Annotated in this window: 10 protein-coding genes; 5 read left to right on the top strand and 5 right to left on the bottom strand. The window is 61.2% G+C overall.

Going from position 1 to position 12,950, the window contains the following annotated elements:
• The first annotated feature begins 50 nt into the window (after positions 1-50).
• The 3 genes from FJD34_RS11265 (at position 51) to FJD34_RS11255 (ending at position 4,478) form a co-directional block, all read left to right on the top strand.
• Positions 51-1,529 (top strand): DASS family sodium-coupled anion symporter, encoded by a 1,479-nt coding sequence (locus FJD34_RS11265; RefSeq protein ID WP_090290794.1) that lies wholly within the window; start codon positions 51-53, stop codon positions 1,527-1,529.
• Between the two features lie 139 nt (positions 1,530-1,668).
• Complete coding sequence (locus FJD34_RS11260; RefSeq protein WP_032860294.1) at positions 1,669-3,330, top strand: MFS transporter; 1,662 nt, start codon at positions 1,669-1,671, stop codon at positions 3,328-3,330.
• Positions 3,327-4,478, top strand: coding sequence for an HlyD family secretion protein (locus tag FJD34_RS11255; RefSeq protein ID WP_032860293.1), 1,152 nt, complete (start codon positions 3,327-3,329; stop codon positions 4,476-4,478). Before FJD34_RS11260 ends, FJD34_RS11255 begins: the two co-directional genes overlap by 4 nt.
• Before the next feature lie 111 nt (positions 4,479-4,589).
• Here the strand turns inward: FJD34_RS11255 and copD are convergent, their stop codons facing one another.
• Both copD and copC read right to left on the bottom strand, forming a co-directional pair.
• Positions 4,590-5,423, bottom strand: coding sequence for a copper homeostasis membrane protein CopD (gene copD, locus FJD34_RS11250; RefSeq protein ID WP_090290795.1), 834 nt, complete (start codon positions 5,421-5,423; stop codon positions 4,590-4,592).
• A gap of 3 nt (positions 5,424-5,426) precedes the next feature.
• Complete coding sequence (gene copC, locus FJD34_RS11245; protein ID WP_032860291.1) at positions 5,427-5,792, bottom strand: copper homeostasis periplasmic binding protein CopC; 366 nt, start codon at positions 5,790-5,792, stop codon at positions 5,427-5,429.
• A 115-nt stretch (positions 5,793-5,907) separates the two neighbouring features.
• Here copC and FJD34_RS11240 point away from each other — a divergent pair, with 115 nt between their 5' ends.
• The gene (locus FJD34_RS11240; RefSeq protein WP_029298440.1) at positions 5,908-6,528 is read left to right on the top strand and encodes a TetR/AcrR family transcriptional regulator; all 621 of its coding nucleotides are present in this window, start codon (positions 5,908-5,910) and stop codon (positions 6,526-6,528) included.
• Positions 6,529-6,632: 104 nt separating this feature from the next.
• Here FJD34_RS11240 and preA read toward each other — a convergent pair whose 3' ends face one another.
• The 3 genes from preA to hydA form a co-directional block, all read right to left on the bottom strand.
• Positions 6,633-7,907: an NAD-dependent dihydropyrimidine dehydrogenase subunit PreA gene (preA, locus tag FJD34_RS11235; protein WP_032860290.1), complete on the bottom strand. Its 1,275-nt coding sequence runs from the start codon at positions 7,905-7,907 to the stop codon at positions 6,633-6,635.
• Positions 7,908-9,275, bottom strand: a complete 1,368-nt coding sequence (locus FJD34_RS11230; RefSeq protein WP_090293091.1) for an NAD(P)-dependent oxidoreductase — start codon at positions 9,273-9,275, stop codon at positions 7,908-7,910.
• Positions 9,276-9,422: 147 nt separating this feature from the next.
• Positions 9,423-10,862: a dihydropyrimidinase gene (hydA, locus tag FJD34_RS11225; protein ID WP_090290796.1), complete on the bottom strand. Its 1,440-nt coding sequence runs from the start codon at positions 10,860-10,862 to the stop codon at positions 9,423-9,425.
• A gap of 598 nt (positions 10,863-11,460) precedes the next feature.
• On the opposite strand from hydA, the gene FJD34_RS11220 reads away from it, so the two are divergent.
• The gene (locus FJD34_RS11220) at positions 11,461-12,948 is read left to right on the top strand and encodes an NCS1 family nucleobase:cation symporter-1 (RefSeq protein ID WP_032860287.1); all 1,488 of its coding nucleotides are present in this window, start codon (positions 11,461-11,463) and stop codon (positions 12,946-12,948) included.
• Positions 12,949-12,950: the final 2 nt, after the last annotated feature.

The raw sequence follows: 12,950 nt of genomic DNA, 5'->3' as shown, positions 1-12,950 counted from the left end.
CGCTTTGCCTCATGCTGCACGCCTGATTGTCATGGCTCACGGAGTTCCCCATGAACGCCCCCGCAACACCCGCTGTTTCCTTCAAATTGCCCATGGGCCTGGTCATTGCCGTGCTGGTGATGGTCTGCGTCTTGCTATTGCCGCTGCCGGCTGATTTACCGGTAGCCGGCCACCGGATGCTGGCGATCCTCGCGTTTGCGGTGGTGGTGTGGATCACCGAAGCGGTGTCCTATGAAGCCAGTGCGATCATGATCACTTCGCTGATGGCTTTTCTGCTGGGCACCGCACCGTCATTGCAGGACCCGACGCACCTGATCGGTTCCAGCCCGGCCATCAGCATGGCGCTCACCGGGTTTGCCAACCCGGCCCTGGCCCTGGTGGCCGGTGCGTTGTTTATTGCCGCCGCCATGACCCACACCGGCCTGGACCGGCGTATCGCTCTGGTGACCCTGACTCGGGTCGGTACCAGCACCCGCGGGATTCTGCTGGGGGCGATTGCAGTGACTATCCTGCTCAGCCTGGTGGTGCCCAGCGCCACCGCGCGCAGCGCCTGTGTGGTGCCGATCATGATGGGGGTGATTGCCGCGTTTGGCGTGGATAAACGCTCCAATATCGCCGCCGGGATCATGATTGTCGTCGCCCAGGGCACCAGCATCTGGAACGTCGGGATCCAGACCGCTGCCGCGCAGAACCTGTTGACCGTGGGTTTTATGGATAAAATGCTCGGCCAGCGTGTGTCATGGATCGACTGGCTGATCGCCGGGGCGCCGTGGGCCGTGATCATGTCGGCGGTGCTGCTGTTTCTGGTGCTCAAGTTGCTGCCACCGGAAAGCAATAGCATCCCGGGCGGCAAGGAAGCCGTTGCGCAATCTTTGGCCGATATCGGCCCGATGACCGGCCCGCAGAAGCGCTTGCTGACGGTCTCGATCCTGCTGTTGCTGGCCTGGGCCACTGAAGGGCGCCTGCACAGCTTCGACACCACCTCCACCACGTATGCCGGCCTGGTGCTCCTGCTGATGCCGGGGATCGGGGTGATGACCTGGAAGGATGTGCAGTCGCGCATTCCGTGGGGCACGGTGATTGTGTTCGGGGTGGGCATCAGCCTTGGCACGGCCCTGCTGACCACCCAGGCCGGGCAATGGCTGGGCGCGCAGGTGGTGGGGCATACCGGCCTGGATCAACTGGGCCCGCTGGGGGTGTTTGCGATCCTTGGTGCGTTCCTGATCGTGATCCACCTGGGCTTTGCCAGCGCCACTGCGCTGACCTCGGCCTTGCTGCCGATCCTGATTGCCGTACTGCAAACCCTGCCGGGGGATTTCAGCCGGTTGGGCATGACCATGCTGCTGGGGTTTGTGGTCAGCTATGGCTTTATCCTGCCAATCAACGCGCCGCAGAACATGGTGTGCCTGGGCACCGGCACCTTTACCGCCCGCCAGTTTGCCAAGGTGGGCCTGCTGGTGACCTTGATCGGTTACCTGCTGATGCTGGTCTTTGCAGCCACCTACTGGAGCTGGCTGGGCTGGATCTGATGATCCTTTGTAGGAGCCGGCTTGCCGGCTCCTACACAAGGATTGTGCTTTCGACATGACAAGATGAACTTAGCTCAGGTCTACTACGCTCTGAGTCATGGTTTTACCGGCCTTGTGCGTCGGTCATCAAGGTCAGGCAATGGATAAATACACCCCGCACACCTGGCAACCCCACGAGCGCCCGAGCTTGCCGGGGTCGCCGTCGACACCCCATCACCCTACGCTCAAACGCTGGGCCTTTGCCCTGGTCGGCATACTGGTGGCGATCACCGGCGGCCTGGGTAATGCGCTGGTGATCGCCAACCTGCCGTATCTGCAAGGCGCATTGGGCGCGACCACCGCTGAAATGGCCTGGCTGCCTGCGGCCTATGTGATGACCAACGTTTCGATGAACCTGCTGCTGGTGAAGTTTCGCCAACAGTTCGGCTTGCGCGCGTTTACCGAAGTGTTCCTGGTGCTGTATGCGCTGGTGACCTTTGGCCACTTGTTCGTCAACGACCTCAGCTCGGCGATTGCCGTGCGGGCCGCCCACGGTATGGTCGGTGCGGCGCTCAGCTCCCTGGGCTTGTACTACATGGTGCAGGCGTTCCCCGCGAAGTGGCGGCTCAAGGCCCTGGTGTTGGGCCTGGGCACGGCGCAACTGGCCTTGCCGCTGGCGCGGCTGTTCTCCGAAGACTTGCTGCAAATTGCCGAATGGCGTGGCCTGTATCTGTTTGAATTGGGCATGGCACTGACCTGCCTGGGCTGCGTATTCATGCTCAAGTTGCCGCCGGGTGACCGTTTCAAAACCTTTGAAAAGCTCGACTTCCTGACCTTCGGCCTGCTCGCCTCGGGCGTGGCGTTGCTCTGCGCGGTGCTGTCACTGGGGCGCATCGACTGGTGGCTGGAAGCGCCGTGGATCGGGGTCGCCTCGGCCTGTTCGCTGGTGCTGATCATGGCCGGATTGGCCATCGAACATAACCGCGCCAACCCGTTGCTGATGACCCGTTGGCTGGGCGGCGGGGTGATGATTCGCCTGGCCCTGGCGGTGATCCTGATCCGTATGGTGCTGTCCGAACAGTCCACCGGCGCAGTGGGCTTCTTGCAGGCGCTGAACATGAGCAGCGAGCAGATGCGCACCTTGTACCTGGTGATGCTGCTGGGAGCGATCAGCGGCCTGGTGATCAGCGCCTTGACCATCAACCCGGCCCACTTGCTGATGCCGCTGGTGATTTCCCTGGCCCTGATGGCCACAGGCTCCGTGATGGACAGCTTTTCCAGCAACCTGACCCGGCCGCAGAACATGTACTTGAGTCAGTTCCTGCTGGGGTTTGGCGGCACGTTTTTCCTCGGGCCGACCATGGTGCTGGGCATGCGCAATGTGCTGACCAATCCGCGCAACCTGGTGAGTTTTTCGGTGCTGTTCGGTATTTGCCAGAACCTTGGCGGGCTGCTGGGGGCAGCGTTGCTCGGCACGTTCCAGATCGTGCGCGAGAAGTTTCACTCCAGCATGATTGTCGAACACCTGACGCTGCTGGATCCGCGCGTGGCCGCCCGCGTGCAGAGCGGCGGCTCGGCCTATGGCTCGGTGATTGCCGACCCTGAACTGCGCAACCTGATGGGCATCCGCAGCCTGGCCACGGCGGCCACCCGCGAAGCCAATGTGATGGCCTATAACGACGTGTTCATGCTGATCGCGATCATCGCGATCCTGACCATGTTGTGGATCTTTACCCGCAGCCTGTGGCTGATGAGCACCACCCAGAAAGCTGCCGCCAGTGCAGCGCCTTCCGTTCAACCTAGCGGCGCACTTCCTTCATGACCGAACCTACGGCTACCACCACGACCACCAACGCCATTGCTTCCACCCCGGAAGGCACCACGCCACCCGGTGCCACGGTCACCGAACCGCGCTCGTTGGGTGTGCGCATCATCTCGTCCCTGGGCTTTGCCGCGATTGCTATCGTTGGCGTGTTGATCGTGTTGTACGCCTGGCAACTGCCACCGTTCAGCAGCGCGGTAGAAACCACGGAAAACGCCCTGGTGCGTGGCCAGGTGACGATCATCGGCCCGCAACTGAGTGGTTATGTATTCGAAGTGCCGGTGCAGGACTTCCAGCACGTCAAGACCGGGGATTTGCTGGTGCGCCTCGATGATCGCATCTACAAGCAGCGCCTGGACCAGGCCCTGGCGCAACTGGCGGTGCAGCAGGCGTCCCTGGCCAACGTGGTGCAGCAGCGCAACAGCGCCGAGGCGACCATCAAGCTACGCCAGGCCGCCTTGGCCGACAGCCAGGCCCAGGCGCGCAAAAGCACCGCCGACTTGCGGCGCAATGAAGAACTGATCAGCGATGGCTCGGTGTCGCGCCGTGAGTTGGACGTGACCCGCGCGGCCAACGCGCAGACGATTGCAGCCGTGGCCCAGGCCCAGGCCAGCCTGGAAATCGCTCGCCAGGATTTGCAGACGGTGATTGTCAATCGCGGCTCACTGGAAGCTGCTGTTGCCAGCGCTGATGCGGCCGTGGAGCTGGCGCGCATTGACCTGTCCAACACCCGCGTGCTGGCGCCACGGGATGGTCAATTGGGGCAGATCGGCGTGCGCCTGGGCGCCTACGTCAACTCCGGTGCGCAGTTGATGGCGCTGGTGCCGAACCAACTGTGGGTGATCGCCAATATGAAAGAAACCCAGATGGATCACGTGCAGGTGGGCCAACCGGTGACGTTTACCGTCGATGCCCTGAACCACCGCAAGTTTCATGGCACGGTCCAGCGCATCTCGCCGGCCACGGGCGCCGAGTTCAGCCTGTTGCAGGCGGACAACGCCACCGGCAACTTCGTCAAGATCGCACAGCGGGTGCCGGTGCGGATTACGGTGGACCCGGATCAGGAACAGAGCGAGCGCCTGCGACCGGGGTTGTCGGTGGTGGTCAGTATCGACACGGCGGGCCGCCTGAAAAACAGCCCGCCCTGATATTCAACGCACCCCTTGTAGGAGCGAGCTTGCTCGCGAAAAACTTAACGACAACGCGGTTACCCAGGCAACCCGCGTTATCGTTGACGACTTTCGCGAGCAAGCTCGCTCCTACAGCATCGGGGGCAGGGTGCCCAGCAGGGACACCGCCGCCACCGCGGCCACGCCCAGCAACCATTCGAGCTTCACACTGGCCTGCAATGGGCCCACTCGCTGCTGGCAATCCTTGATCCGCAGCCGGTTCAGCAACGCCAACCCCAACATCCCCGCGACCAGCAGCACCTTGATCAGCAGGATCAAGGCAAACCCACTGAACAGTGGGGTCGGCCATAATTCTCCGGTGAGTACGCGGATGTTGATCAGCCCGCTGATCAGCAGGCCGGCCACCAACACGTAACCGACACCGCTGAAGCGCCGAAGGATTGTCTCCAGCGGGTACAGCGCCGCGTGCCGCAGGATCAACACCAAGAGCAACAAACCACCGAGCCAGGCACCGACGCAAAGCAGGTGCACGATCTGGTTGAGGATCAGCAATTGCCCGCTGAGGCCACTGAGCATGGCGCCGTGCCCCACTGGGGCCAGGGTTGCCAGTAGCAGCGCGCTGAGGGGCAGGCGCAGGTGATTCCAGGGTGTCAACAGGCTCAGGACCAGCAACCCATTGAGCAGCAGGTGGACGCTCCAGACCTGGCCGAAGAAGGTCTTGCCCAGCACCAACTGCACCGTCGCCAGTTCACTGCCGGCCATGCTGGCACTGATCAACAGCAGCCAGCTCACGCCAGAGCCCAGGGCCAGCCAGGCCAGTAGCCTAGTGATGCGGGATAGTTGCCGGTCCAGGGCCGGCCTGGGGCTTGCGCCCAATAACCAGGGCCTGAAGGCACAGGCCCCGAACATCAGCAAAACCACCATAAAGTGCAGGAAACGACACAGCACCAGCAGGGTTGCCATGGGTTACTGGCCGACCTTGAAGCTGTAGCTGCCTGCGCTCTTGTGGGTATCGACGGAGATCGCGTGCCACTCCACTTTATAGGTGCCGGCGGCCAGCGGTGCGGCTGGGGTCACAACCAGGGTTTTCTTGTCGGCGTCTGGGGTTTCCAGGCCCTTGACCGCGACTTCGGTGCCGTCCTTGCTCAGGGAAACCTTGGTGAACGTGGCTTCGACGCCTTCGGAGAACACCAGGCGCAGGTCGGCGGGCGCGGCGACGGTACTGTTGGCGGCCGGCGTGGCGCTTTTCAGGTGGGCGTGGGCCAGGGCTGCCTGGGCGCCGAGCAGAGAGGCCAGCAGGGCGGCGATTGTCAGGGTGTTTTTGATCAACATTGTGCAATCCCAATCAATGAACAGGACGGGCAGTGTACGAAGTTTCAGCTCAGGCTGTCGCCCCGATCTAGAGCGGATGGTAGTCTTCGGGACATGTCGTGGTCAGGGAGCCCCCATGGGCAATCACAAGATCGGTATTCGTCGGGTCAACGTCGAAAAGATTCTGCTGGCGGCAGAAAAGGTTTTCGCTGAAAAAGGCTATGGCAGCACCGCCATGGCTGACATCGCCGAACAGGCGCAACTGCCACGCTCCAACCTGCATTACTACTTCAGCACCAAGAGCGAGCTATACAGCGCGGTGTTGTTCGACCTGCTGGAGGTGTGGAAGCAGGATGCGTTGTGCTTCGAGATGTTCGATGATCCGCGCGTGGTGCTCAGCAGTTACATTCGGGCGAAGATGCAGCATTCGCGCAGCCGTCCCTATGGTTCGAAAGTCTGGGCCAACGAAATCATCCACGGCGCACCAACCCTTGGCGAAGCGCTGGACGCGAGCCTGTATGACTGGGCCAAGATGAAGGAAGCGAAAATCCGCCAGTGGGTGGAAGACAAACGCATCCTGGCGGTGGAGCCGTCGAGCCTGCTGTACATGATCTGGGCTTCGACCCAGCACTATGCCGATTTTGACCATCAGGTGATGATCCTCAATGACCATCAGGCGCTGTCGGATATGCAATTCGAGCGGGCGGTGCAGACGGTGACCAGTGTGATTTTGCGGGGGATCGGGTTGGAGCCTTGAGCTGTGTGGTGAGATTGATGGCCTCATCGCTGGCAAGCCAGCTCCTACAGGGAAATGCATTCCAAATGTAGGAGCCGGCTTACCGGCGATAGCGGTCTAAAGGTTTACACCGCCTCCCGGTAAGGATTTCGCGGATCCTGGGTCCAGTTCAAAAACGGCTTGCCCGTGTCCATCGGCACCATTTCGATGCAGTCCGCCACCGGGCAGGTGATCTGGCACAGGTTGCAGCCCACGCATTCATCATCGATCACTTCATATTTATGCGTGCCATCGGCCTGTTTCAAACTGGCAATTGCCTGGTGCGAAGTGTCCTCGCAGGCAATATGGCAGCGTCCGCAACCGATGCACGCCGCTTGGTCGATCTTGGCGATGACCTGGTAGTTGATGTCCAGGTATTTCCAGTCTGTGGTGTTGCCCACCGCGCGCCCGGAAAAATCCTGCAAGCTGCTGTAGCCCTGGCTGTCCATCCACCGCGACAAGCCATCCTTCATTTCCTCGACAATCCTAAAACCATGCAGCATCGCCGCCGTACACACCTGCACGGCACCGCAACCCAGGGCAACGAATTCTGCCGCGTCGCGCCAGTTGCCGATGCCGCCAATCCCACAGATCGGCAGGCCCTGTGTCTGGGGATCGCGGGCAATTTCAGCGACCATGTTCAAGGCGATTGGCTTGACTGCTGAACCACAGTAACCGCCATGGGTGCTCTGGGTGCCGACCACCGGCAGGGCGACCATGCGCTCCAGGTCGACACTGGTGATGGAGTTGATGGTGTTGATCAACGACACCGCATCGGCACCGCCGCGATAGGCCGCCCGGGCCGCCACGCGGATATCGGTGATATTGGGCGTGAGCTTGACGATCACCGGCAGCGAGCAATAGGTCTTGCACCAGCGTGTGACCTGTTCCACATATTCCGGCACCTGGCCCACCGCCGCCCCCATGCCTCGTTCCGGCATGCCATGGGGGCAGCCGAAGTTCAGCTCGATACCATCGCAACCGGTGGCTTCCACCAGCGGCAGGATGTTTTTCCATGATTCTTCGACGCACGGCACCATCAGCGACACGATCAGGGCGCGGTCCGGCCAGTCCTTTTTCACCTGGGTGATTTCCCGCAGGTTGATCTCCAGGGAACGGTCGGTGATCAGCTCGATATTGTTGATGCCCAAGACTTCACGGTTGGCGCCAAAGTGCGCCGAATAACGGGACGAGACGTTGACCGCCGCCGGGTCCTCGCCGAGGGTTTTCCAGACCACGCCGCCCCAGCCGGCTTCAAAGGCTCGGACCACGTTGTAGGCCTTGTCGGTGGGTGGCGCGGAGGCCAGCCAGAATGGATTGGGGGCTTTGATACCGGCGAACACAATCGATAGATCGGCCATTTACGCAGCCTCCACATTGAGCATGAGTTGAGCGTGCATGGCTTCGGCAGCCAGCTTGCCGTGTTGTACGGCCTGGACGGTGAGGTCCTGCCCGAGGCTGACGCAGTCGCCACCGGCATACACCCCGGGGATGCTGGTTTGCAGTTGTGCATCGACAAAGATCCGTTCGCCCTGGCGTTGCAACTGCTGGGCCAGTGGGTCGTGCAGGGCGTGGTCGTCGAAGCCTTGGCCGATGGCCTTGAAGATCGCATCTGCTGCCAGTTCGAAGGTGTCGCCGGTGGCTTGCAGGCGGCCGTTTTCCAGGCGTGTGCGAGCAAAACGCATGCCGCGCACCTGGCCTTGGTTATCGAGTAGCACTGCTTCGGGTTGGGCCCAGGTCAGCAGGCGTACCTGATTGGCCTTGGCGATGTCCTGTTCATGGCCGGTGGCGCCCATGTCGGCAAAGCCACGGCGGTACACCAGGTTGACATCGCGCGCGCCCAGGCGGGCCATTTGCACGGCCATGTCGATGGCGGTGTTGCCGGCACCGAGCACGATGCAGCGGTCGGCCAGGGGCAGTTGGCTGAGGTCGTCGGCCTGGCGCAGTTCGCGGATGTAGTCGGTGGCGGCGAGCAGGCCGGGCGCATCCTCGTGGGGCAGGCCCAGGTGCTTGCTGGCGGCCAGGCCGAGGCCGAGGAAGACCGCGTCGAAGTGCTGGTGCAGGTCGCTCAGGCTCAGGTTATCGCCCAGGCGCTGGCCGTGACGGATTTCGATCCCGCCGATTTGCAGCAGGAAATCCAGCTCCTTCTGGGCGAAGTCATCCACCAGTTTGTATTTGGCGATCCCGTACTCATTGAGGCCACCGGCCTTTTCACGGGCTTCGAAAATCACCACGTCATGCCCATGCAAGGCGCTGCGATGGGCGCAGGACAAGCCCGCAGGCCCGGCACCGACCACGGCGATGCGCTTGCCGGTCGACGCGGCGCGCTGGAACGGGTGTTGATCAAAGTGCGCGTTGTCGATGGCGTAGCGCTGCAACAGGCCAATCAGCACCGGGGCGCATTCTTCGCTGTTGTTGCGCACACAGGCCTGCTGGCAGAGGATCTCGGTCGGGCAGACCCTGGCACAACTGCCGCCGAGGATGTTGGCCGAGAGAATCTTCTGCGCCGCGCCCTGCACGTTGTCGGTGTGGATATTGCGGATGAACGATGGGATATCTATTTCGCTGGGGCATGCGTTGACGCACGGTGCGTCGTAGCAATACAGGCAGCGCGAGGCTTCCAGGTGGGCTTGCCGGGCATTGAGGGGCGGTGCCAGGTCGGTGAAGTGGCTGGCGAGGGTCGCCCCGTCTTCGTCGGGGTGGGGAAGGTGGTTCAGGGTCTGGATCACGGTAATGGCCTCACGGTTTTTTTGCCTCTGGCGGGCATTGGTTTTTTTGTGGTTTGCACTGGCCTCATCGCGGGCAAGCCCGCTCCCACATTTGAACTGTGTGAACCCGATCAAGTGTGGGAGCTGGCTTGCCTGCGATCGGCGATGTCAGCGTTTCACCGCGGCGGGCTTGGAACGCTCCGCGCGCTTGAGCAACTGCTCGAACACCGCCGGATACGCCGGCCGCTCGACATAGCGCCCGGCACCGCGCTCGGCGCGCAAATCGCCGTCGACCCACACCAGCTTGCCCTGGCTGATGGTGTGGCTGGGCACGCCGCGCACGGTCTTGCCTTCGAAGATGTTGAAGTCCACCTGCTGATGGTGGGTCTTGGCCGAAATGGTCCGTGTGCCCTGGGGATCCCACAACACCAGGTCGGCATCGGCACCGACCCGGATCGCGCCCTTGCGTGGGTAGAGGTTGAAGATCTTCGCGGTGTTGGTGGAGGTCAGTGCAACAAACTCCTGCATCGACAAGCGCCCGGTGTTGACCCCTTCGTCCCACAGCAACGCCATGCGGTCTTCGATGCCGGCGGTGCCATTGGGGATCTTGCTGAAGTCGTCACGCCCGGCAGCCTTTTGTTCGGCGCAGAAGCAGCAGTGATCGGTGGCGGTGGTGTGCAAGTTGCCTGATTGCAGGCCACGCCAGAGTGCCTCTTGATGCCCGTGCGGGCGGAAGGGCGGGCTCATCACGTAGCCTGCGGCGGTTTGCCAGTCGGGGTGTTGGTAGACGCTGTCGTCCAGCAGCAGGTGCCCGGCCAGGACTTCGCCATAGACCGCCTGGCCCTTGGCGCGGGCGTAGGTGATTTCGTCGAGGGCTTCCTGGGTTGAAACGTGTACCAGGTACAGCGGCGTGCCGATGGTTTCGGCAATGCGGATCGCGCGGCTGGCGGCTTCGCCTTCCACTTGCGAGGGGCGGGACAGTGGATGGGCCTCGGGCCCGGTGATGCCCTGGGCCAGCAGCTTGCGTTGCAGGTGATACACCAACTCGCCGTTCTCTGCGTGCACGGTGGGCACCGCGCCCAGTTCCAGGCAGCGTTCGAAGCTGGCGACCAGGGTGTCGTCGGCGGCCATGATCGCGTTCTTGTAGGCCATGAAGTGCTTGAAGCTGTTGATGCCGTGATGGGTCACCAGCTCGGCCATTTCCTCGCGGACCTGTTCGCTCCACCAGGTAATCGCCACATGAAACCCGTAGTCGGCCGCCGACTTCTCGGCCCAGCCGCGCCACTGGTGGAAGGCTTCCATCAACGACTGCTGCGGGTTGGGAATCACGAAGTCGATGATCGATGTGGTTCCGCCTGCCAGGCCCGCTGCCGTGCCGCTGAAAAAGTCTTCGCTGGCCACGGTGCCCATGAAGGGCAGTTGCATATGGGTATGGGGATCGATACCGCCGGGCATCAGGTACTGGCCATTGCCATCGAGTATCTCGGTGCCGGCGGGAATATCCAGATCAGTGCCAATGGCGCGGATTAGACCGTCTGCGCACAAGACATCAGCTTTATAACTTTCATCATGGGTAACAACGGTGGCGCCACGGATCAACAGAGACATGCCGAGTTCCTCAGAGGCTTGACCGGCTTATGCCAGTTCTAAGTGTTGTAGTGCTGCACACTGTGCAAGGTTTATTCTTGTCAGTGGTGACAGGAATAGAAGCTAGCCCGAGTTTTTCGAATGATCAAGATTATTTTTTATAAGCATGTATCTGTATTAACTTATTGATATGTAAGGATAAAAACTTAAATTCACCAAAATGTAGCGCCCTCTCACCATTTTGACGCACTTGACAGGTTCGTAATATGAGCAACATTTCCTATTGCAAATCAGACGCTTGAGAGTTGCCTCTTGACGGCGGGCAGCAATAAAAATAATTGTGTTGCACCAGATTGAGTCCTGATTGTTCGGACAACTTCTGCGTTATTTGGCCTGAGTAACGTTGCAAGTGGCGTGGGACTTTTCGGTTAAGACAATAAAGCTGATAAACATCAGCCAGTTATATAAGCAGTACGGATGGGGCGATGGCTTGCGGCACGGTAATTGAGTGCGCTGCCGGTTGGCCGGGTCCGTGATGTCATGTTCATGCGGGACTACGGCCATCCAGCGTTGAGCGCCGGATGAGCAACAATAATTTTAAGAAAACCGTGGAGCGGCCATGCAACAGAACAGATCGCAAGTCATAGAACGCGACGGCCTGTATGAACTCGACGCCGGCAGCGACGTCCTCGACAGCCCCCGTTACAACCACGACATGGCACCGACCAAGGTGCACGAACGAACCTGGAACAAGTGGCACATCACGGCATTGTGGGTCGGCATGTCGATCTGCGTGCCGACCTACACTTTGGGCGGCGTGCTCACCGCGTACTTCGGCTTGTCGGTAGGCGAGGCGCTGGTGGCAATCCTGCTGGCCAATATCGTGGTGCTGGTGCCCCTGACGCTCAATGCCTTTCCCGGTACCAAATATGGCATTCCGTTCCCGGTGCTGCTGCGCTCATCCTTTGGCATTCTCGGTTCCAATGTGCCGTGCCTGATCCGCGCGCTGGTGGCCTGTGGCTGGTTCGGCATCCAGACGATGTTCGGCGGGCTGGCGATCCACTTGTTCCTCGGCTCGATCTTCGAGGGCTGGAAGAGCCTGGGCGGCACCGGCGAGGTGATCGGCTTCATGATCTTCTGGGTGTTGAACCTGTGGGTGGTGCTGCGCGGCGCCGAGTCGATCAAATGGCTGGAAACCCTGTCGGCACCGCTGCTGGTGGCGGTGGGTATCGGCTTGCTGGTGTGGGCGTTGCCCAATGTGTCGATCAGCGAATTGATGGCCATCCCACCCAAGCGCCCCGAAGGCGCGAGCCTGACGGGTTACTTTATGGCCGGACTGACCGCGATGGTCGGTTTCTGGGCCACCCTGTCCCTGAATATTCCTGACTTCAGCCGTTATGCCAAAAGCCAGAAGGACCAGATCCTGGGGCAGATTTTCGGCCTGCCGCTGACCATGTTCCTGTTCGCCGCACTGGGCGTGATCATGACGGCGGCCTCGGTGAAACTGGTGGGCGTCAGCGTCTCCGACCCGGTGACTCTGATCGGACATATCCAGAGCCCGGTGTGGGTAGCGGTGGCGATGGCGTTGATCATCATTGCCACACTGTCGACCAACACGGCGGCGAATATTGTCTCGCCCACCAATGATTTCCAGAACATCGCGCCCAAGTTGATCAACCGCACCACCGCGGTGGTGCTCACCGGTCTGGTGGGGTTGGCGCTGATGGCCCATGAACTGCTGAAAAAGCTCGGGCTGATCGTTTCCGATGTCAGCCTGGAAACGGTCTATTCCAACTGGCTGCTCGGCTATTCGAGCCTGTTGGGGCCGATTGCCGGGATCATGGTAGTGGACTATTTCCTGATTCGCCGCCAGCGACTGGATCTGGCGGGTTTGTATCGCGATGACGTGTATCCGGCGTGGAATGTCGCGGGGTTCATCGCCTTTGGCGTCCCGGTGCTGCTGACCCTGTTGTCGCTGGGCAGCGATGCGTTCAGTTGGTTCTACAGCTACGGCTGGTTCACCGGCTCGGCGCTGGGCGGGTTGTTGTATTACGGCCTGTGCAGCAAGCGCAAAACAAACCCTGTCGCCGCGAAGACAACCCTGTAGTC

Source organism: Pseudomonas brenneri (assembly GCF_007858285.1).
Taxonomy (GTDB): Bacteria; Pseudomonadota; Gammaproteobacteria; order Pseudomonadales; family Pseudomonadaceae; genus Aquipseudomonas; species Aquipseudomonas brenneri.
This window is presented reverse-complemented; position numbering and strand designations above follow the sequence as displayed.

Coding starts and splice junctions, on each gene's coding strand:
- FJD34_RS11265 (WP_090290794.1), top strand. CDS start 51: ATGAACGCCCCCGCAACACCCGCTGTTTCCTTCAAATTGCCCATGGGC.
- FJD34_RS11260 (WP_032860294.1), top strand. CDS start 1,669: ATGGATAAATACACCCCGCACACCTGGCAACCCCACGAGCGCCCGAGC.
- FJD34_RS11255 (WP_032860293.1), top strand. CDS start 3,327: ATGACCGAACCTACGGCTACCACCACGACCACCAACGCCATTGCTTCC.
- copD (WP_090290795.1), bottom strand. CDS start 5,423: ATGGCAACCCTGCTGGTGCTGTGTCGTTTCCTGCACTTTATGGTGGTT.
- copC (WP_032860291.1), bottom strand. CDS start 5,792: ATGTTGATCAAAAACACCCTGACAATCGCCGCCCTGCTGGCCTCTCTG.
- FJD34_RS11240 (WP_029298440.1), top strand. CDS start 5,908: ATGGGCAATCACAAGATCGGTATTCGTCGGGTCAACGTCGAAAAGATT.
- preA (WP_032860290.1), bottom strand. CDS start 7,907: ATGGCCGATCTATCGATTGTGTTCGCCGGTATCAAAGCCCCCAATCCA.
- hydA (WP_090290796.1), bottom strand. CDS start 10,862: ATGTCTCTGTTGATCCGTGGCGCCACCGTTGTTACCCATGATGAAAGT.
- FJD34_RS11220 (WP_032860287.1), top strand. CDS start 11,461: ATGCAACAGAACAGATCGCAAGTCATAGAACGCGACGGCCTGTATGAA.